Raw genomic sequence first — 21,568 nt, 5'->3', positions numbered from 1 at the left:
ATTTTAGACAAAATATTTAAACAACGATGTTAAAGAAATTTATAGACAACCCGGTATTATCTACAGTAATATCGGTGATCATTGTCATACTAGGCTTACTGGGCCTGTTTTCCCTGCCCATATCCCAATATCCGGATATTGCACCGCCCGCTGTTGAGGTCAGTACAGCTTATCAGGGCGCAAGTGCGGATGTGGTGATGAAAAGTGTGATTATCCCTCTGGAAGAGCAGATTAACGGGGTGGAAAACATGACTTACATGACCTCTAAGGCCAGCAATGATGGCAGTGCAAGCATTACGATTAATTTTAAGCAGGGTACCGATCCAGATATGGCCGCTATTAACGTACAGAACAGGATTACCAAGGCAACCAGTTTATTACCTGCAGAGGTGGTAAAAATGGGTATTACGACCAGCAAAAGGCTGAACAGCGAGGTGTTTAGTTTTCTACTGTATAGTGAAGATGGAAAATATGACCAGAAGTTTCTGGACAATTACCTGAAGATTAACATTATCCCTCAGATCAAAAGGATCCAGGGTATTGGAGATGCACAGGTTTATGGGGGTAAAGATTACAGTATGCGAATATGGCTGAAACCAGATGCCATGGCAGCTTATGGTCTTATTCCGGCTGATATTGTGAATGCCCTGGCAGAGCAGAATATTGAAGCCGCACCAGGTAAGGTGGGTGAAAACAGCAACCAGAGCTTTCAGTATACCCTAAAGTACACCGGCCGCTTTGAAAAAGCGGAAGAATTTGAACACATCATCCTGAAATCGGTAGGTAACGGGCAGGTGTTAAAACTGAAAGATGTAGCAGACATCAACCTGGGTTCATTTACCTATTCCAGCACACTGACGGCACAGGGGCAAGAGTCACCTTATGTTGCTGTGAGCCAGACTTCAGGTTCGAATGCGCATGATATTATCAGGCAATGTGAAAAGATATTAAAGGATGCGGAGAAAAGTTTTCCAAAAGGGGTGAAGATAGGGGTATTTGCAAATGCCAATGAATTTCTGGATGCTTCCATTTCCAAACTGATCTTTACCATTATAGAAGCCTTTATCCTGGTATTTATTGTGGTATTTATTTTTCTTCAGGATTTCCGTTCTACGCTGATACCGGCCATTGCAGTTCCGGTAGCTATTATTGGTACTTTCTTTTTCCTGAAGTTATTTGGGTTTACCATAAACCTGCTTACTCTATTTGCGCTGGTACTGGCCATTGGTATTGTGGTAGATGATGCCATTGTAGTGGTAGAAGCGGTGCATGCCAAGCTGGACCATGGGGCTAAGTCGGCCAAAAAAGCGACCCTGCATGCGATGAGCGAGATCAGTTCGGCCATCATTTCCATTACCCTGATCATGGCTGCGGTATTTGTTCCCGTAACCTTTGTGACAGGATCGGTAGGTGTATTTTACAAGCAATTTGGTTTAACACTGGCGGTAGCCATTATCATATCGGCAGTAAATGCGCTTACCCTGAGCCCTGCTCTTTGTGCTTTGTTGCTTAAGCCACATCAGGGACATGACCAGGTTAAAAAAGGCTTTATGCAGCGGTTTTATGACGGCTTTAACGCCTCATTTTCAGCCATGACCAACCGCTATAAAAAATCTGTGGTGTTCCTGGTGAACAGGAAGTGGATTGCTTTTATGGGTATAGCCTTGTTTTCGGTATTGTTCTGGTTTTTGGTGAAGACTACCCCAACTGGTTTTGTACCCAATGAGGACAGTGGTTCTATTTATGGTAACGTGATCCTTCCACCGGCAACATCACTGGAGCGAACAGAGGTAATTGCCAACCAGATTGACAGCATAGCACGTTCCATCCCTGAGGTAGAATTGTCGTCGCGGCTGGCGGGCATGGATTTAATGAGTGGTACGGGAAGTTCTTACGCCGCTATATTTATCCGTCTTAAACCCTGGAAGGAAAGAACAAAGGAGGGGCAGGATATTAAAAGCATAGTGGGACAGCTGTTTGCCAAAACTGCCAATATTAAAGGAGCCAGTATTATATTTTTTGCAGCGCCAACCTTACAGGGCTTTGGAAATAACGATGGGTTTGAATTTCAGCTGCAGGATAAGACCGGTGGTAGTTATAAGGCTTTTGATGCTGTAATTGGCAAATTTATGGGTACGCTGAACCAGCGGCCAGAAATTATGTATGCTGCTACATCCTACAATACCAGCTTCCCGCAATATGAAGTAAGTGTAAACGTAGCGAAATGTAAGGAAGCCGGTGTTGCGGTGAGTACTGTATTGGGGACCTTACAGGGTTATCTGGGTGGTATTTATGCTTCTGATTTTAACCGTTTTGGTAAGCAATACCGTGTCATGATCCAGGCAGCGGCCGGACAGAGGAGCAATAAAGAAGCGATCAGCAAAATATTTGTCAGAAATGAGCGCGGTGTAATGGCGCCGATATCAGCGTTTATAACTTTAAAGAAAACCTATGGTCCGGAATTCATCAACCGCTTTAACCTGTTTACGGCTGCTGCGGTAAATGGTGCACCTAAGCCAGGATACAGTTCTGGTGATGCAATTAAAGCCATACAGGAAGTGGCGGCGCAGACTTTACCACAGGGCTATACTTTTGAATTCTCGGGACTGACGCTGGAAGAACTATCGAGCGGAAACCTGACCCTGCTGATCTTTATACTGAGTTTGCTGTTCATTTACTTTTTGCTAAGTGCCCAGTATAAGAGTTATATTCTGCCCTTTTCGGTTCTGCTTTCGCTGCCTATTGGTTTGGCCGGTGCGTTTTTGTTCGCCCGTTTATTTGGGCTTGACAATAACATCTTCCTGCAGATCAGCCTGATCATGCTGATCGGATTGCTGGCTAAAAATGCAATCCTGATTGTAGAGTTTGCCCTGATGCACAGGTTAAGTGGAAGAAACCTGGTCCAGTCGGCCATAGCTGGTGCCACGGCCAGGTTAAGGCCTATTCTGATGACCTCATTTGCCTTCGTTTTTGGTTTGCTCCCTTTAATGGTTGCAACAGGTGCGGGGGCCATCAGTAACCGCTCGATAGGTACTGCAGCTGTTGGCGGGATGCTGATCGGAACAGTGTTTGGGGTGTTTGTGATCCCTGTGTTATTTGTGGTTTTCCAGGCCCTGCAGGAAAAGATCAGTGGTAACCCAAAAACTGTTGACATAGAATAATAAGAGAAATAAGAACTAAAATATACACTGATGAAACCATATATAGGACTACTGCTGCTATTGATAACGCTTGCTTCCTGCCGGATATCAAAACCCTATCAGCAACCGGAGTTTGATACGGGTAAACTGTACCGGGATGCTGAAGGTAGAGATACCACAAACATAGTATCGGTACACTGGAACAAGTTTTTTGGTGATACCATTCTGACAGGGCTGATTGCAGAAGGTTTAAGCCGGAATATTGATATGAAAATTGCTTTGCAGCGTATTGATGCGGCAAGTGCTAATTTTCAACAAAGCAAAGCGGCCTTTTTACCGGATTTAAATGGCAATGCCAGTATTAAACAATCTAAACTCGCTTTTCCGCAGGGTTTCGGACTCATCAACTCGTCTACGCAGTACGATATTGGCCTGAGTGCAAGTTGGGAAGCCGATATCTGGGGTAAACTAAAAAGCACCAAGCGAAGTGCCCTGGCAGGACTGCTGCAAACAGAGGTGGCACGAAAAGCTGTGCAAACCCAGTTAATTGCGGATATTGCCAATCGTTATTTTACTTTGCTAGCCCTTGATCAGCAATTGCAGGTTTTGGAACAAACTGTAAATAACCGGAAAACTGATGTGCGTACAATGAAGGCCTTAAAAGCCGCCAATATAGTAAACGGTGCAGCAGAAGTGCAAAGTGAAGCCAGTCAGTATGCGGCTGAAGTGGCTGTCCCACGCTTAAAAAAGCAGATCAGGGAAACGGAAAACGCATTAAACATATTGTTGGCGAGACCTCCATCGGCAATTTATAGGTCATCTTTGGATGAACAACAACTTTTGATAGATTTAAAAGCCGGTATTCCGGCACAACTGCTGCAAAACCGCCCGGATATTAAACAGGCTGAGTATGCTTTTATGGCTGCTTTTGAAAATACCAATGCTGCCCGTAAATTGTTCTATCCCTCGCTTAACCTAACAGCAGCGGGTGGTTTTACCAGCTTCAGTTTAAAAGACTGGCTAACGCCAGATGGTTTATTTGGCAATATTGCGGCGGGCTTAGCGCAGCCAATTTTTAACAAAGGCTTAAATAAGGCAAGGTTAATCACTGCCCGGACTGTGCAACAGGAAGCGGCCTTAAATTTCCAGCAATTTTTACTGAAGGCCGGAGAGGAAGTGTCTAATGCATTGTTTGCTTATCAGACGGCTAAAACGCAACAGGAAATCAGGGTAAAACAGTTAGCCGCACTTCAGAAATCAGTTGATTTTACAAAGAAACTGCTGCGTTACAGTTCGGCTACCAATTATACGGATGTGTTGACCTCTGAGCAGAATCTGCTGTCGGCACAAATGGAGGATATTGACGATAAACTGCAGCAGTGGCAGGCGGTAATTGCATTGTACCGTTCTCTTGGCGGAGGTAGTGAAAATTAGGTATTCTCTTCGAAGTCTGCATAATTGCGCTGAAGAAGCGCAAAGACGCCAGGACTTCTCTGAGAAATCAAATTTTCTGTTGAGCAGGGGTACTAGCTTGGTGTCCGGTTATGCGGTGTTGGCGTTACATTCAGTTATATGGGTTAGCATTGCGGTCAGTTATAATTGTAATATAGGCCATTAAAACTGGATGGTCTTTTTAAGCTGTTCGTGTTTTGCCAGAATGACCGAACAATAGATGGTGCTATAGTGTTAAGTATCCCGCTAAAAGAAAAATCTGCCTTCTGTGAAGGGGCATAGCGTCTTCGCGCTTCTTCAGCGCGATTATGCAGCCCCTGAGCAGAATGGCTTTATTTTTCTCAGAAAAAGCTGGGAAAATCTTTACAGCATTCCGTAATCTGGTAATTCGGAAACAAACGCGAACTGCCCCTCCTGGTGGTTTATGGTAGCGTAGCAATGCTTTAAACCATTGGTTACCACAAGCCACCTGGTTTTGTGTACAGAGTTGTACCTGGCGGCCTGGTCAAACACAGATTGGGTAATTTTTACAGCGGGAGCCTTACATTCTATGACCATGATCCTTTGGCCCTGGTTGTTAAAAATTACAATATCTGTTCTTTTTTGCAACTGGTTGAGGTTAAGCCCGCCTTCTATCTGGATGAGGGATTTGGGGAATCTTTTTTCAAGGATAAGGTACTGGATAAAATGCTGTCTTACCCATTCCTCTGGTGTCAGTACCAGGTGCTTTTTCCGTATTTCATCAAATATAAAATGCCTGGTGTCCTTTAAAGTGATTTTAAAAGGATATTGGGGTAGGTTTAGCGGGGTTGGTATAAATGACATTTGTGCAAAAGTAGATATTTTTTTTATCTAAGTTTTATCTAAGTTTACGCCATCATATGAGTGCGGCCGACATAATAAAAGACATCAAAGCAAGGAAGTTTAAGCCCATTTACCTATTACATGGTGAAGAGCCTTATTATATAGATCAGATTATCCATTATATGGAAGAACATATCTTGAATGATATGGAAAAGGGGTTTAACCAGACGGTATTATATGGGAAGGATACCGATATGGCTACCATTATGAATGCAGCCAAGCGTTATCCGATGATGTCTGATTACCAGTTGATTGTAGTGAAGGAGGCCCAGGATTTAAAATGGGCCAAGGAAACTGAGGGTAGCAGTAAGCAGGCAGAATTTGTACTGAATTATTTTGAAAAACCTTTGCCGAGTACCATTCTGGTACTGGGATATAAGTATGCCAATTTCGATAAGCGTAAAAAGATCTATAAGGCAATAGACAAGCATGGGGTGGTTTTTCAGTCAGACCTGGTGCGAGATTATAAACTTGCCCAGTGGATAGAGGAGCTGGTTAAGGAAAAGGGCTATAAAATAGCACCTCAGGCATCGGCATTGATGGCTGAATACCTGGGCGCCGATCTTTCTAAAATAGCCAATGAGGTTGAAAAGCTGCTGTTAAATATTGGTAAGGAAACTATTATTGATACCGATATTGTTCAGAAAAACATTGGGATCAGTAAGGAGTACAATGTTTTTGAACTGCAAAAGGCATTGGCTGTAAAAAATGTATTGAAATGTAACCAGATCATCAATTACTTTGGTGATAATCCTAAAGCCAATCCAATGGTGATGGTAATGGCTAACCTGAGTGCTTATTTTACTAAAATACTGAAATACCACTACTTACCGAATAAAGGCGATGCAGCTAAGGAGCTGGGTGTGAACCCCTATTTCGTAAAAGATTTTGAAACAGCAGCCCGAAGTTACAGTTTGCCCAAAACTTTTGATATCATTAGTCTGTTGAGGGAATATGATTTGAAAAGCAAGGGTGTAGACAGCACAGGAAATACCACTGATGGTGAACTGTTAAAAGAATTGTTGTTTAAAATGTTGCATTAATTTTTCCGACGTTTTCAAAAGTCAGGTTCATTTTGCTGAAACCCAAACCGGTTAAAATAGGTCTGAGTACATTTAAAGCATTTACACGGGTTTGTTGCAGGATATCGGATTTTCGAACTTCATCTGCAATTTTTTGTTCCGCATTTTTATAGGCTTCATCCACCAGATCAGCCTCTCTAAAAAATGCCATTTTTGTATCGTATACACGCGAAGCTTTATGGTCTATTTTAATGTAACAAATTTCAGGTTGTGGCAACTTGATCACTGCTGAATCTCCATAGACCTGGATGTCTTCCGATTTGAGCTTGGTTAGGTCTATACAGCCCACCGCATCGGCCTTAATGATCAGTAACACACTGGCCTCCGGTAAAAAGGGGGTTTTGTTTTTATGTTCCAGGATATCACTGATGCGGTATTTTATCAGTTCCAGCTTACCCATGGATTCTACACGGTCTAATAAAAGCTGATGTTTGCTTTCTACTGTTGTTTTTAAACTGAATTTAGCTGCAATAAACCAGGCGATGGCACCGATAACCGCTACAACAACTGATATTTTTAATAACTTAATCATATTTTAAAGCTACCAATTTACAGACCAGTTTTTGTGTTTTCATATAAAATGTCTTTGTTTCTGCTAATGCCGGTAATATTGCAAGATATAATAGGATAGGGTATTATTTTACCGGAGCAGCAAAAGAGTAGATAGATATTTGCAAATAGTCTAAAATATTCATTATCTTCGGTTACGTAACCGAACTAATCCCAATCCGTTAATTTGAATAAACTTCAAATTAACTGGATCAACCATAACTATGACCAAACCTGAAATCCAATCGGATGAATGCTTATTCAAATTGCTGAAGCTGGGTGGCAGTATTGCGTTGTGCTTTGTCATTTTTGCTACAGACCTCCCGGCACAGCAGGCCCATAGGCAACAAACTGCATTAAGGATCTCGAGTAGAAAAGTAACCAATGACATGCCACATATCCATGGAAGTATATATACCGATAGCAAGGCATCCAGTTTGCGTTCGGGAGATTTTATTTCAACGGATAATGGAGAAAGCTGGGAAAATCGTCCAATGACACCTGATTTTGGCCTGAAACTTCCTGTTGGTTTTCGCAGAGACCTTGTTGCCTCTATATTTGATGCACGTCATGGAAGGATCTTGGCAGTGCTTAACGCCTTAGATCTTGAAAATCTGGATCCTGGTATCCGCGAACCCCCTATAGCGCAAAAGTCCTATTATCTGAGATACAGGGTATCGGATGATGGGGGTAAAACCTGGAGGTTTGATGAACCTATTATTCAAAAAGGTGATTTTACGGCAAAAAATCCTTTACCCGGTGTTTTTATCGGAAAGAATTCTATCTATATAGGGGATAAGGGATCAATGCCCCTCATTACCAACAAGGGAAAAATTCTTGTGCCTGCGCAAACGACTATAATAGGGGAGAAAGGAGAACTGTTTAATCCCGGCAATGGCCATACCTATACCGATGCGGTTGTATTGATCGGAAGCTGGACAAAAGACAATAGGATTGCCTGGAAAATGTCTGAACGTATAGTAGGTGATCCAAAACGGTCAACCAGGGGAATGATTGAGCCCACGCTTATAGAACTTAAAAACGGGCATTTGGTTATGGTAATGCGGGGTAGTAACGAGCAAAAAGGAAGCAAGAGTCATACCTTACCCGGCTACAAATGGTTGTCGGTCTCGAAAGATGGCGGAGAAAGTTGGGCCAGGCCTGAGCCACTTACTTTTGAAGGTGGAAAAGAACTATATTCTCCTTCTTCCATGTCTACTTTATTTAAGCACTCCAGTGGTAGATGCTTCTGGATAGGAAATATGACTAAGGATAATAACCAGGGAAACCTGCCCAGATGGCCGCTGGTCTGTGTCGAACTGGACACAAAAAGCTTTAAGTTAAAGGATAAGACTTTATTGATCTTAGACACCCAGCAGGAAGACGATAAGTCCAAAGGAAGGTTAGATATTTCGCATTTCTCGGTGATGGAAGACCGGAATACAAAAGAGATCATCATCACGTATCCACGGTCCTATAATGCTTATAAGTCACAAGAATGGGTCACTATCCGTATGACAAATGAATTTAAGAAATAAACTGTTTTTGACCATAGCATCTGTAGTACTTAACATTGGATTTGCCAAAACCATGGATAAGACTGTCCAACCGATTCAAAAGCCTTCAAAAGCAAATATTTCCAAGCCACATTATCAGCCAGTTTCTTTAGGTGATATTAAGCCTAAAGGCTGGCTTTTAGAACAGCTAAGGGTAATGAAGAACGGCTCTACCGGCCAGATGGATAAAATTTATGATAAAATAAAAAATGATAATGGCTGGTTGGGCGGCAAAGGGGACAATTGGGAAGAAACACCCTATTGGCTGGATGGTGCAGTTCCATTGGCCTACCAGTTGAATGATACAGAACTAAAAGCTATCGTGCTCAAATATATCAATTGGTCCATACATAATCAGCGTCCATCTGGCTATTTTGGCCCGATCACCAAATGGGAAAGAAAAACAGGAAAGCAGATTGACCTTGCCAATTGCGAACAGGGAGAAGACTGGTGGCCTAAAATGATTATGTTAAAAGTGATACAGCAATATTATTCTGCTACACAGGATGAAAGCGTAATCCCTTTCATGACCAAATATTTCAACTATCAAAAAGAGGCATTAAAAAAATGCCCTATTGGAAAATGGAGTGAATGGTCACAATCTCGCGGAACAGATAACGTAATGATGGTACAATGGCTTTATGGCCATACAAAAGATGAGTCGTTATTGGAGCTGGCCGGCCTTATCAATTCTCAGTCTTTTGCCTGGAGCCAATGGTTTGGTGGCAGAGATTGGGTAATCAACGCTGCCGCCCGCCCTAATGGAAAGAAATGGATGAGCAGGCATGGTGTAAACGTTGCTATGGGTTTAAAAGATCCGGCTATTAATTTTCAGCGAACGGGTGACAGCACTTACCTAAAAAGTTTAAAAACTGTTTTTAATGATTTGATGACTCTGCATGGCCTGCCCAACGGCATTTTTTCGGCCGATGAAGATTTACATGGCAACCAGCCGACACAAGGCACTGAGCTTTGTGCTACCGTAGAGGCGATGTATTCATTAGAAGAAATTATAAACATTACCGGAGATACACATTACATAGATGCATTGGAAAGAATGACTTTTAATGCCATGCCTTCGCAAACAACCGATGATTATCATGAAAAACAGTATTTTCAGATGGCCAACCAAATAGAAATCAGTCGTGGTGTTTTTGCATTTACTTTGCCTTTTGACAGGAAAATGAATTGCGTTTTAGGCGCAAAAAGCGGATACACCTGTTGTTATGTAAATATGCATCAGGGCTGGACAAAGTTTAGCCAAAATTTATGGCATAAAACCGAAAATGGTTTAGCTGCTTTAATTTACGGCCCCAATACCTTAAGTACAAAAGTTGGTGCTCAACAAACCGATGTAACAATTGAAGAAGTAACAAACTATCCTTTTGAAGATCAGATCAATTTCAATTTATCATTAAAAAAAGCAGTAGCTTTTCCTTTCCAGCTACGCATTCCGACCTGGTGTAAAGAAGCGGTGATTTTGATCAACGGTAAAATATACAGTAAAGAAAAGGGCGGAAAGATTATTACCGTAAACAGAACCTGGCAAAATAAAGACCGGTTGACTTTGCAATTGCCAATGGAAATCGCTGTTTCTGAATGGGCAGATAATTCAAGAGCGGTAGAACGTGGTCCATTGGTTTACGGTTTAAAAGTTCAGGAAAAGTGGACTGAAGGAACGGATGAAAAAGAGGGAAAATATTTCGAAGTTCATCCGGCATCGGCCTGGAATTACGGCCTTTTAGAGGCAGTAAGTAAAAATCCTGTTAAAGAAACAACAATAACGGTTAAAGCGCTTAAAAAAGATTTTAGGTGGAATTTAGAAAATTCTCCCATAGAAATTATAGTAAAAGCGAAAAAAATACCGGGATGGAAATCACAGAATGGTTTGGCCTATCTTCCGGTTACTGGTCGGGAGGGGTTTTACAAAGGAGCAGTAGACAGCGATATAGAAAATGTTGCTTTAGTTCCTGTCGGCTTTACTAAATTAAGAATTATAGCATTTCCGATAGTAAAATAGGTGATAGGAATAAACGCTGTACTATTATGGGAAAGAGGCTTATAGCTGCCTTTGCTTCATTTTTTCTGCTGCTGCCCGGAGCCTTGCAAGCCTTTCTTTTGCATTTTTTTGTTTAGCCGCAATCTCAATTGCCTTGTGCTGGTTAATCAAGGCCTCATCATAGAGCTGCATACGGTAAAATATATGGGCCATGGTATCGTAGTACTCTGCTGCAGGTACCAATTCAATAGCGCGTTTACTCCAAAGCAATGCCTTGCTTAAATAATCTGTTTTACCGGTACCTAAAATATAAAAATCCCATGCCGCATTATTCAGGATCATTGCTAAGCTTTTTGCCGGATCAGGACTGCTACCTACTGACGTATAGGTGTAAGTAGTGCTTTCTGTTTGAGGGGCCTGCTTATCGGCAATTATTTTACGTTCTTTAAATGAGGCCATCAGACTATCTCTTTTGCCTTTTAATCTTTTTGTCAGGTTGTTGATGGAATCGGCAGTAATCCTCATATAATACTGATCGTAGTAGTACTGGGCCTGGCGATAATAATTGTTGGTGTCTTTTACAGCTTTGTAATAATTGAGCAGAATGTAGGCGGACTGCTTATTTGCTGCTGCATAATTTTTTGAATAGGCGCCACGTACAAAATTGGACAATGAGTTGGCCAGCGTTAAATTTTTGGTAGCAATTGCTTCGTTTTGGGTATTGTTGATGATCCTGGTGTTCAGGTCAACCCGTTCCCTTAAAGGAAGCGTCTTATAAATGCTATCTACGATCTTGCGGTTGGTATACGCCAGCCGGTATGCTTTGCCATAGGCAAATGGTCCTGCTTTTAAAACAAACAGTACCTCATTATAATCGTTAAAAGAACCTACAGTTAAATATTCAACATATTCATCAATTAATTTAGCATTATCGAACAGGCCAAGTTGCTGTTTTGCACTGATGTATTCTTTTAAAAAATCTTTATTCCGGTTTCCATTTTTGTATTTCTCTTCATAATCGGCCAGGGAAGAACCACTTGAAAGCCTGGTTAATGCCTGATTTGCGAGTTCTAAATAATGTTTTGATGCGTTGCTGCTTTTGGCACCTTTGGCAATTAACTGTCCCTTCTGATCAAGGAAAATATAAGCAGGGAACATTTTAAGCTGGTATTTTTTCATGAAAGCTACTGCTTCTGTATTGGGCAGGCTAACCATATAACTCACAAAATTGTTATTATAAAACTCAATTACATCGGGATTATCAATTGCACTTTTACCCGGTACCTTGGTGGTGGCGCCTATATTTAAGAATAAAGGTTTGTTGGTTTCGGCAGCTTTCTTTTGCGCGCTGTTAAAATCTTTCTGGTATTTGATCTGGGCGAATGAGAAACTGGTTTTAACCAATAGGAGGGATAGCAGCAGGATTTTATGCATAGCGCAGTTGTGTTAAATTTTTGGTTAAGATAAGGATTATGGCGAATATTTCTTGGACAGTAAGTTAAAATTCTGTCGTAAATAGCCCTTAAATTGTCGTATTATCCCCCGCCTGATATCTGTTTTTACCAGCATCTTTGTTAAGTAATGGTGGAGCAGCAACCACTTGTAAAAACGGGCGGGCCGAAAAGCCAAAAGAGTAGGAACACAAAAAAATAATTTTATGTCAGAAAATAAAGTTTCATTGCACAGAGTTATTAAAGCATCTCCTGAAAAGGTATATCGTGCTTTTACGGAAGCCTTAGCTATCGCTTCATGGTTGCCACCTTATGGCTTTCTTTGTACTGTACACAGTATGGATGTTAAGGTAGGTGGTACATTTAGGATGTCGTTCCAAAATTTCACAACCGGCAATGGCCATTCATTTGGCGGGGAATATTTAGAGGTTAAAACAGCTGAGTTTTTGAAATATACAGACAAATTTGATGATCCAAACCTGCCAGGGGTAATGACTACATCGATATGGCTTCAAAAAACATTGGTAGGTACGGAGTTAAAAGTATTGCAGGAAGGGATTCCTGCTGTAATACCAGCCGAAATGTGTTATCTGGGTTGGCAGGAATCACTGGAAAAACTGATAAAATTGGTAGAACCTGAGATACCGGATGCTTGATAAGAGATTTGGTGTTGGATGAAAAACAGGCTTTAGGTGTACCCTAAGGCCTGTTTTATATAATCTGGTTTTTGAAAAAGCCATTATGCGCCGGCCCGCAAACAAATCTGTATATGCGGATAGCCTGAATATCCCTGCCACCAATGCTGTGTATTCAGGCAGATTTTTGTAAGTTTATCCGAAAACAGGAGAACGACAATTATGAAGCCGATATACATCCCTCTATTTTTTTTGGCAATTTGTCTGCAAAGCTGCGGATTAAACGAACGTGAAAAGAAAGCTGCTCAGAAAGAACAGGAACTGCTGGCCTGGGAACAACGTTTAAAGATAAAAGAGCAGGATTTAGACAATATTAAACATGCTTTGGACAGTGCAAAAAAGCAAATTGATTCGGTTTCTACGGACAATCCGGCAATTATTGGAAAATGGAGTGTTAAAATGAGCTGTACTGAAACTTCTTGTGAGGGTTCTGCGTTAGGTGATACGAAGACAGAGCAATGGGAAATGAGTTACAAGGAAAATCACATCGTCGTTAAAGCATATTCGGGATTGGTGCTGACCAGGGTATATACGGGCAGTTACAAGGATAACGTATTAAAAATAGTAGAAGAGAAACCAAATTCAGATGCTTTAATTAGCGCTACACTTAATTTCCTCGCAGAAGGAAGAATGGATGGAAGCAGGGAAATTGTACAAAAGGATTGCAAAATTGTTTATGCATTGAACGCCAAAAAGTTAAAATAACGTTCACAACAGCTGCTTATGATCTTATTATCTTCATTAGACTTTTCCTTACCACTGCAAAATCCAGTGATTATTTTTTCGCTGGTTCTGTTTATCATCCTCTTTGCACCTATATTACTGAACAAAATAAAAGTACCACATATTATCGGACTGATTGTTGCCGGGGTAATTGTTGGGCCTTATGGTTTAAACCTGCTGAAAAGGGACAGCAGTATTGTTTTGTTTGGTACAGTAGGTTTATTGTATATTATGTTTCTGGCCGGACTGGAAATTGACCTGGCCGAGTTTAAAAAGAACAGAAAACGAATCCTGGTATTCGGACTGCTCACCTTTGTATTTCCGTTGGTTTTTGGCTCACTGGCCAGCTATTACTTGCTTGGATATGGATTTTTGTCATCATTGCTGCTGGCCAGCATGTTCTCTACGCATACACTGGTCTCTTATCCCATTGCCAGTAAATATGGTGTGATCAGGAACAGAGCGGTAAGCATGACGGTAGGAGGTACGATGATTACCGATATACTTGCCCTGCTTATTCTGGCTGGGATTGCCGGGATGACCAAAGAAAGCGTAACCACGTCGTTCTGGTTACAACTGGCGGGCTCTACAATTGTTTTTGTAGTTATTGTTTTTGCGGTATTTCCAATCATCATCAGGTGGTTTTTTAAACATTTTGAGGACAGCATTTCTCAATATATTTTTGTGCTGGCAATGGTGTTTCTGGCTTCGTTTTTGGCGGAAGCAGCTGGTATTGAAGCTATTATCGGGGCCTTTTTTTCGGGTTTGGTGCTCAATAAGTTTGTTCCACATACTTCGCCCTTAATGAACCGGATAGACTTTGTAGGCAATGCCCTGTTTATTCCTTTTTTCCTGATCAGTGTGGGTATGTTAGTTGATGTTACCGTGCTGGTAAAGGGCTGGGGTGCACTTAAAGTTGCCGGTATCATTATTACTGTTGCCCTGGTAACCAAATACCTGGCAGCCTGGCTTACACAGAAAATATTTAAATTAAGTACAGCTGAAGGAACAATGATATTTGGTTTGAGCTCTTCCCATGCTGCGGCTACACTGGCAATTATCCTGGTGGGTTACAACATTATTACCGGTGAAACAGCTGCAGGTGAGCCCATCAGGCTGCTGAATGAGGATGTGCTGAACGGAACAATTCTGCTGATTCTGGTTAGCTGTGGAGTGAGTTCTTTTGTTGTAGAGGGTGCATCAAAAAAACTGGCATTTGAACAGGATGAACTGGACACAAATGTGGTGGATGGGCAGGACGATGAAAAGATCCTGGTTTCGCTGGCCTATCCGGACATGGTGACCCGGTTGGTAGATTTTGGGATCGTCCTTAAATCAAAAAAAAGGCACACCTCAGTGTATGGTCTCAATGTAATTGACGATGAGACACCTGGAAATAACCATGCGGGAGCTTCAAAGAAGATATTGGAAAAAGCGATTTCGCATGCTGCTGCTTCGGAGAACAACATTATTCCCGTAACCAGGTACGATTCCAGCATCAGCAATGGGATTGTATATACCATTAAAGAGCACAATATAAGTGACATTGTCATTGGTATGCACAAACAGGCAGACCAGCATACTTTTCTAGGCACCAAGGCAGAGAATATCATCAAAAGGGTATATGAAACCATTTATATCTATAAGCCCACCCAGCCGCTGAATACGTTTAAGCGGATTGTAGTAGCCCTGCCACCCAGAGCAGAAACCGAACCCGGATTTTTACATTGGCTGAAGAAACTGGTAATGATTGCCAGGGAGGCAGCAATACCGGTGATCTTTTATGGCCATGAGGAAACAAATGATGCGATAGCCAGGATTGCGGAAAGAACACCTGATATGGTGAAAATACAGTTTAATGAATTTAACAACTGGGATGATTTTCTGATATTTACGAGGGAATTGAAGATGAATGACCTTTTTATTATCATATCGTCCCGTAAGGGGCACAATTCTTATGTCCCGCAAATGAGCAAGCTTCCTTATTACCTGTCAAATTATTTTGTGGAACAAAGCCTGATCGTCCTTTATCCTAAACAACTGGAATCTGGTATCAATATGGGAAATATCGAGCAGACCGATAGTTACCTGATAGAAACCATTTCTGAACAGTTTGGTGTCATCGGAAAGGCCGGAAAGTTTGTGAAGGGCCTTTTTAAAAAATAGAATTTGAACGGCTTCGGCTACCGTTTTGCTTCGTGTTAAAGAGGGTAATCGAAAAAAAAAGAAAAAAAAAGAAGATTTTCGAAGGTTTTAAATTTGGATTATAGAAATATTCTGTATATTCAACGATTGTTTGCCGGAGGTATGGATAAAATGGGGGTGATTGATTGTCAATGTAAAGTAATCGAAGATAATCAAAGGAAATAGAAAATACTTGCTGAAGGTAAACAATAGTTAAAAGTATTAAAAGGATACTGCTTTATTCAGGACCCTAAGACCAAGTATAAACATCGCTGCGGCATTATTATGAATGTAGTGTTCATAAATACGAAAATGAAATGTTTTTTCTTCTGGTTGGTAAGGTATTGGATTTTGCGTTTTATAAACCAAATATTTAACCAATTATTGATGAAAACTATGAAAGAAAAACTACTCAGTAAATGCCATTGGAGAACACAATCAGGCGCCAGGTTACTGGTAGCGATGGCAATTTTACCGCTTGCCTCTTTTGCAGCAGAAAAATCTACATCGGCTAAACCTAACAGTGCCGTTTTTTTTGTGCAACAACAGATAACTGTCAAAGGGACGGTTGTTGATAGTAAAGGTCTTCCTCTTATTGGGGTAAGTATCAGGGTTAAAAATGCAACCGGGGGAGCTTCAACCAATAATAAAGGTGAATTCAGCATTAATCTGGACAACCAGAACAGCATACTGGTATTCAGTATGATCGGCTTTAAAACATTAGAAGTTGTTGCATCCAACAACATGAAGGTAGTATTGACAGACGATGTTGCCGAACTAAGCGATGTGGTGGTTATTGGTTATGGTACTACCAGAAAAAGAGACCTGACCGGTTCTGTTGTATCGGTAAAGACTGAAGAAATCACGGCCAGGCCAGGTCCTAACCCTATGGAGTCGCTACAAGGGCGTGTGGCTGGCTTGGACATTACCCGTTCATCCGGGCAAGCCGGAGAGGGTGTTAACCTGCAATTACGTGGGACCAGGTCAATTGCCGCCAGTGGCTTGCCTTTATTTATCATCAATGGTTTGCCAGGGGACTATGCTACTTTAAACCCTTATGATATAGAAACTATCGATGTTCTAAAAGATGCTGCGTCAACTGCTGTATACGGTGCAGCTGGAGCAAATGGGGTAATCATCATCACTACAAAAAGTGGAAAAGCAGGCAAATTAAACATCGATTTCAACGCTTATTATGGCTATAATGGCTGGTCGGTTGTTCCAAAAGCACTTAACAAGGATCAATATTTAACAGCTAAAAGAGAGGCTTATAAATACAACTTCGATGGCGTAACCAGAAGCTGGGTGACCACTGCAGTTACTGCAGCAAATGGATTTCCTGCAGCTGCCCAACCGCTATGGCAATCCCCGGCGAACGACGCAGATATTTTTGGGGCTGAAAGATATAAATTGTTTAATGAAGGTAACTTTGTGAATTGGGCAGATATTTTCATGAGAGATAATGCTGCTTTGCAAAACTATAGCTTAGCTGCTTCAGGGGGTACTGATGCTACAAAAGCTTACGTTTCATTGAACATGAATAATGAAAAAGGCCAGTATATTGGAGATGATTATAAGCTCTATTCTACCAGTATGCGTCTGGATCATAAGATCAGGAAATGGCTTTCTATAGGGGCTAACCTTCAGGCTTCTTATGTAGACAGAGACAAAGCCCAGGACAAATTGGAAAATGCAATTGTTACTGATCCCCTGGTGAAGCCTTATAGAGCTGATGGATCTATAAACCCTGACCTGGGTAGTAATGTATACAATCTTTTACTTGATTATCAGCCTGGTGTTTATGGCAACGTAGACAACAATACAAAAATATTTTTTAATCCATATATAGAAATCAGACCGATAAAGGGATTAACTATTTTAAGTCGTGCGGGTGCACGTATGGATTATTCAAATACCTATCGTTTTGATGGGGTGGGTTCAGTGAATTATACCTATATTAATTCAAATATTGCCAGAGCAAGGATCAACCAGAACCGTTATCAGGAGTATCAGTGGGAGAATGTGTTGACCTACAACTACCTGCTTGGAAACGATCATGACTTTACCTTTACGGGTGTTACTTCTTACTTCCATAAGCAGACTACGTCCACTGAGATGGGGCAGGCCGTCGCCAATAACAATTTTAAATGGTACAGGTTTACCGGCGATGTAAACAGTACTGCGATATCCCTTTATTCGATGCAAAAGACATTTGGTTTGATGGGACGTCTTAATTATGCCTATAAAGGCAAGTACCTCTTCTCGGCTTCAGTACGCAGAGACGGGTCTTCGGTATTGTACAAAACCAATCAATGGGATACCTTCCCGGCAATGTCTGCTGGCTGGAGGATTTCTGATGAAGACTTTATGGCGGGTACGAAGAAATATATCAATAACCTGAAAGTTCGTGCTTCATGGGGTGTTGCGGGAACCGCCTATATTCCACCTAATTCTTCTTCGGCTTTTGTTGAGCAAGCTAACATGTCATTGGGTGGTGAACTTATTCCAATTTACCGTAATTCGCAGTATATTACTAATCCGAACCTGGAATGGGAGAAATCTAAAACCTTGAACCTGGGTCTGGATCTGGGCTTATTCAACAATCGCATTGATATGGCCGTAGATTATTACAATACCAGTACCAAGGGGGTAATTTATGACTTCAACTCTCCTATTATTTACGGAGCATACAGGTCTGGTAGTACACCTTACAAGACCTATCTCAATATCGCAGAGACCAATAATAAAGGTTTCGAAGTCAGCATGAATACACGTAATATTGTAAGTAAAAATTTTGAATGGAGTTCTTCTATTGCCTTTGCCCGAAATAATGAGAAAATTTTAAAATTATCAGATGGTGTAGCTAACAACATTACCAATAATGTGGCGGCAGGAGAGAACCGTGCAGGGGGAAACTATGCATTGACGATTGGCGAACCCATTGCTACATTTAGAAATTACAAAATTGATGGAATCTGGCAAATAGGCGAGGAAGCTGATGCTGGTGCGTTTGGAAGACGTCCGGGAGACTTAAAGGTAAACACTCCTGGTATTGTTAAACTGGCTGACGGCGTATTCAGAAGAGAGGGTACCGAGCTTTATTATTATACCAATCTTGCTGATGCGCAAAAATTTAACCCTGCATTAACAGCAGCATCTTCTCTTTATACCTATAACAATACCAATGATTTTCAAACCATAGGACATAATACGCCTGATTTTTCGTTGGGTTTCCAGAACAATTTTAAATACAAGAACTTTGATTTAGGGATCTATTCTTATTTGCGTTGGGGACAGACTATCAACTATGTGATGATGGGATGGTACAATCCAAGTGCATTGGCAACTGTAGCCAGTCCTGCAAGAACTTTCCTTTCAGATTTCAATTACTGGACACCGGAAAACCCTTCCAATGATTTTCCAGTAATGAATATTCTTGCATCACCTACAAGTATGCTGGGATTTTCAGGACTGAATTATGTAGACGGTTCCTTCTTTAAAATTAAAAACATCACGCTGGGCTACACCTTGCCTGAAAACGTTGCAAAAAAGATTGCCATGCGTAAAGTACGCGTTTACAGTACCCTGACCAATCCGTTGGTGATTACAAAAAGCCATTTCTTAAAAGACTACGATCCGGAAATGAATGGGGAGATGGATTACCCCTTGACGAAGCAGTTCGTATTTGGCTTGAATGTGTCATTTTAATTGTTCAAATAAAAAAAATTAAACATGAAAAATCAATTTATAAAGAGTGTATTTTGTGGATTAGGCTTATTGATGATATTGAGCGTATCATCCTGTAAGGTAGATGAATATAATCCTAATGCGCTGTCGGAAGAAGATGTAATAAGAGATTTTAACGGTTTCAGATCTTTTCAGTCTAACATTTACACGGGGCTTTGGGGCTCATTGATCGGGATGCCGTATGGATTTCTAGCGGAAACCGGAACCGATTTATGGACATCACCAACCAATAGTGTGAGCAACAGACAAATAATGCGGTATGAAGAATTCACCAACAATTTTAACCTGGTTACCAATACCTGGGATTTTGCCTGGGGTTCTATCAAAGACTGTAACAAAACCATTCAGATTGCTCCCCTGATTAAAGACGGAAATGCCAACGATATCAAAACTTTGGTTGCAGAGGCAAAGGCAATGCGGGCTTATTATTATTCTGTACTGGTAACCCAGTTTGGTGATATTCCGCTGATCACAACTGATGATCCCGTAAAAAATTTAAATCCTACCAGAAATAGTGTTGCTGAAATTTATACCCAAATTGTGGCAGATTTAACTGCGGCAGCACAAGATCTTCCTGTAGTACCTTATCAGGGCAATCTTCAGCGTGTGACCAAAAAAGGAGCGCTTGGTTTGCTGGCCCGTGTATATGCACAGGGAGGGGGAGAAGGATTGATGGAAGGAACAAAAAGTTACTGGCTGAGGGCAAAAGAAGTTGCAGAAGACCTGATTACGAATAAGGGGGCGTATGGCGCCACATTGTATACTGATTTTGCGCAGGTATTTGCCTATGCCAACAATAGAAATAATGCGGAAGCCTTATTTACGGCGTATGGCCTGAACCCTTACAGTCCGTCATATGATGCTGCTACATCGAACTCAAAACCCAACTGGTACCTGCACTTTTATCCATCACTTGATAACGCATTTGGCGCAGGTACAGACCTTTTAAAAAGAGGTGTAGGTTCTAATACGTCAAACGCATATTATGGACGCCTGAACCAATCATTTATTGCACCTACAAAATACCTGATCAATTGTTTTAATGCGACCTATGATAAGCGATGGGAAAATTCGTTTCAAACAGCGTTTACAAACTATTCAGGGGTACAGGCAAAAACAACTAATCCATCCCCGCCCGGTCCTGCAAATGTAACTTATGCTGATGCTACAGTAACGCTAACAGCTGCCATGTGTACCAAATATGGTATTAACTCCGCATTTGTTGGTCAGAAGATTTACCCTTATGTAGATGTAGATGCTAAAAATGCTTCTGCAAATGCGACCTGGCAATATCCGCCAAAAGTTTGGCCAAAAGGAGTAACTACCGGCGCTATTACTTCTTTGCAAACCGTTGCAAATGCCAATGTGCACCCCTATCCGCTGGATGTTGATGAAGACAGGTTTTTCGCCTATTTAAGTAAAGATCCGCTAACGCCAGCAGAAAAAGCACTGCGCAAATATGCAGTGGTGAATATCAATGATCTTTTTGATCCGGCAGATCCGACAGGGGCCAAATACAAAGACCCCACAGGTAATGGATTAACACCGATAAATATGGCAAATCTTTTCCCGGCTTTAAGTAAGTTTAATCATAATTTTGATGGTGGATGGTTAGGAGGTAATTTCCAGCAAAAACTAGGTAATATAATGGTAATGCGTATGGCAGAGGTTTATTTGCTTGCAGCTGAAGCCACGCTTAAATCTGGTGGAAGCGGGGCAGTTGCTGCAGGATATTTAAATGAGTTGCGCAAACGTGCATGCCGCAATGCTGCCGACTTTAATACAGGTACCGGAATGCAGTTAACCAATGCGACAATGAACGATGTTTTTGATGAATACGCACGTGAATTATGTGGTGAGTTTACCCGTTGGGCACTTTTAAAACGTCATAGAGCATTCGAGACACGCCTGGCGCAATATAATGCCAGGGCGGCAGCCAGCTTTGTTCCTGCAAAACACTACAACAGACCTATTCCTTTCTCTTTCCTAAACACAATTAATAACGGAAACGAATTTGGTAATAACGGTTACTAGTTAAAATAAAACCATTTAAAATGAGCAGAGGTTGTATCACATGATACAACCTCTTTTTATTTGCAATTTAAGGCCTTCAGACTGGCGCCTTT

Annotated in this window: 13 protein-coding genes; 10 read left to right on the top strand and 3 right to left on the bottom strand. The window is 41.3% G+C overall.

Annotated elements, in window-relative coordinates:
* The first annotated feature begins 26 nt into the window (after positions 1-26).
* Together HDC92_RS13360 and HDC92_RS13355 are read left to right on the top strand one after the other, a co-directional pair.
* Positions 27-3,161: an efflux RND transporter permease subunit gene (locus tag HDC92_RS13360; RefSeq protein WP_183875199.1), complete on the top strand. Its 3,135-nt coding sequence runs from the start codon at positions 27-29 to the stop codon at positions 3,159-3,161.
* A gap of 30 nt (positions 3,162-3,191) precedes the next feature.
* Positions 3,192-4,574, top strand: a complete 1,383-nt coding sequence (locus tag HDC92_RS13355; RefSeq protein ID WP_183875197.1) for an efflux transporter outer membrane subunit — start codon at positions 3,192-3,194, stop codon at positions 4,572-4,574.
* A gap of 381 nt (positions 4,575-4,955) precedes the next feature.
* Here the strand turns inward: HDC92_RS13355 and HDC92_RS13350 are convergent, their stop codons facing one another.
* Positions 4,956-5,417, bottom strand: coding sequence for a type I restriction enzyme HsdR N-terminal domain-containing protein (locus tag HDC92_RS13350; protein WP_012781410.1), 462 nt, complete (start codon positions 5,415-5,417; stop codon positions 4,956-4,958).
* Positions 5,418-5,473: 56 nt separating this feature from the next.
* Here HDC92_RS13350 and holA point away from each other — a divergent pair, with 56 nt between their 5' ends.
* Entirely contained in the window at positions 5,474-6,499 is a 1,026-nt protein-coding gene (gene holA, locus HDC92_RS13345) for a DNA polymerase III subunit delta (RefSeq protein ID WP_012781411.1), read from the top strand.
* Here holA and HDC92_RS13340 read toward each other — a convergent pair.
* Positions 6,483-7,070, bottom strand: coding sequence for a DUF4230 domain-containing protein (locus HDC92_RS13340; protein WP_183875195.1), 588 nt, complete (start codon positions 7,068-7,070; stop codon positions 6,483-6,485). The genes holA and HDC92_RS13340 overlap by 17 nt on opposite strands.
* 241 nt (positions 7,071-7,311) lie before the next feature.
* Here HDC92_RS13340 and HDC92_RS13335 point away from each other — a divergent pair, with 241 nt between their 5' ends.
* Together HDC92_RS13335 and HDC92_RS13330 are read left to right on the top strand one after the other, a co-directional pair.
* Complete coding sequence (locus tag HDC92_RS13335) at positions 7,312-8,625, top strand: sialidase family protein (RefSeq protein WP_183875193.1); 1,314 nt, start codon at positions 7,312-7,314, stop codon at positions 8,623-8,625.
* The gene (locus HDC92_RS13330) at positions 8,609-10,663 is read left to right on the top strand and encodes a beta-L-arabinofuranosidase domain-containing protein (RefSeq protein WP_183875191.1); all 2,055 of its coding nucleotides are present in this window, start codon (positions 8,609-8,611) and stop codon (positions 10,661-10,663) included. The genes HDC92_RS13335 and HDC92_RS13330 overlap by 17 nt, the downstream gene beginning before the upstream one ends.
* Positions 10,664-10,702: 39 nt before the next feature.
* Here HDC92_RS13330 and HDC92_RS13325 read toward each other — a convergent pair whose 3' ends face one another.
* Positions 10,703-12,076 (bottom strand): thioredoxin family protein, encoded by a 1,374-nt coding sequence (locus HDC92_RS13325; protein ID WP_012781415.1) that lies wholly within the window; start codon positions 12,074-12,076, stop codon positions 10,703-10,705.
* A gap of 223 nt (positions 12,077-12,299) precedes the next feature.
* On the opposite strand from HDC92_RS13325, the gene HDC92_RS13320 reads away from it, so the two are divergent.
* The 5 genes from HDC92_RS13320 to HDC92_RS13300 all read left to right on the top strand — a co-directional run bounded on the left by HDC92_RS13320 (position 12,300) and on the right by HDC92_RS13300 (position 21,476).
* Positions 12,300-12,749: an SRPBCC family protein gene (locus tag HDC92_RS13320; RefSeq protein ID WP_183875189.1), complete on the top strand. Its 450-nt coding sequence runs from the start codon at positions 12,300-12,302 to the stop codon at positions 12,747-12,749.
* A gap of 201 nt (positions 12,750-12,950) precedes the next feature.
* Positions 12,951-13,493, top strand: a complete 543-nt coding sequence (locus HDC92_RS13315; protein ID WP_012781417.1) for a hypothetical protein — start codon at positions 12,951-12,953, stop codon at positions 13,491-13,493.
* Positions 13,494-13,511: 18 nt separating this feature from the next.
* Entirely contained in the window at positions 13,512-15,677 is a 2,166-nt protein-coding gene (locus HDC92_RS13310) for a cation:proton antiporter (protein WP_183875187.1), read from the top strand.
* A 405-nt stretch (positions 15,678-16,082) separates the two neighbouring features.
* On the top strand, positions 16,083-19,403 hold the full coding sequence (locus HDC92_RS13305) for a SusC/RagA family TonB-linked outer membrane protein (protein ID WP_183875185.1): 3,321 nt from the start codon (positions 16,083-16,085) through the stop codon (positions 19,401-19,403).
* A gap of 24 nt (positions 19,404-19,427) precedes the next feature.
* Positions 19,428-21,476 carry a RagB/SusD family nutrient uptake outer membrane protein gene (locus tag HDC92_RS13300; RefSeq protein ID WP_183875183.1) on the top strand — a complete coding sequence of 683 codons (2,049 nt, stop codon included), beginning with the start codon at positions 19,428-19,430 and terminating at the stop codon, positions 21,474-21,476.
* The last annotated feature ends 92 nt before the right edge of the window (positions 21,477-21,568 follow it).

Source organism: Pedobacter sp. AK017 (assembly GCF_014200825.1).
Lineage (GTDB): Bacteria > Bacteroidota > Bacteroidia > Sphingobacteriales > Sphingobacteriaceae > Pedobacter > Pedobacter heparinus.
Note: the sequence above shows the minus strand (reverse complement) of the source record. Positions and strands in the feature narration are given on the sequence as shown.

Coding starts and splice junctions, on each gene's coding strand:
- HDC92_RS13360 (WP_183875199.1), top strand. CDS start 27: ATGTTAAAGAAATTTATAGACAACCCGGTATTATCTACAGTAATATCG.
- HDC92_RS13355 (WP_183875197.1), top strand. CDS start 3,192: ATGAAACCATATATAGGACTACTGCTGCTATTGATAACGCTTGCTTCC.
- HDC92_RS13350 (WP_012781410.1), bottom strand. CDS start 5,417: ATGTCATTTATACCAACCCCGCTAAACCTACCCCAATATCCTTTTAAA.
- holA (WP_012781411.1), top strand. CDS start 5,474: ATGAGTGCGGCCGACATAATAAAAGACATCAAAGCAAGGAAGTTTAAG.
- HDC92_RS13340 (WP_183875195.1), bottom strand. CDS start 7,070: ATGATTAAGTTATTAAAAATATCAGTTGTTGTAGCGGTTATCGGTGCC.
- HDC92_RS13335 (WP_183875193.1), top strand. CDS start 7,312: ATGACCAAACCTGAAATCCAATCGGATGAATGCTTATTCAAATTGCTG.
- HDC92_RS13330 (WP_183875191.1), top strand. CDS start 8,609: ATGAATTTAAGAAATAAACTGTTTTTGACCATAGCATCTGTAGTACTT.
- HDC92_RS13325 (WP_012781415.1), bottom strand. CDS start 12,076: ATGCATAAAATCCTGCTGCTATCCCTCCTATTGGTTAAAACCAGTTTC.
- HDC92_RS13320 (WP_183875189.1), top strand. CDS start 12,300: ATGTCAGAAAATAAAGTTTCATTGCACAGAGTTATTAAAGCATCTCCT.
- HDC92_RS13315 (WP_012781417.1), top strand. CDS start 12,951: ATGAAGCCGATATACATCCCTCTATTTTTTTTGGCAATTTGTCTGCAA.
- HDC92_RS13310 (WP_183875187.1), top strand. CDS start 13,512: ATGATCTTATTATCTTCATTAGACTTTTCCTTACCACTGCAAAATCCA.
- HDC92_RS13305 (WP_183875185.1), top strand. CDS start 16,083: ATGAAAACTATGAAAGAAAAACTACTCAGTAAATGCCATTGGAGAACA.
- HDC92_RS13300 (WP_183875183.1), top strand. CDS start 19,428: ATGAAAAATCAATTTATAAAGAGTGTATTTTGTGGATTAGGCTTATTG.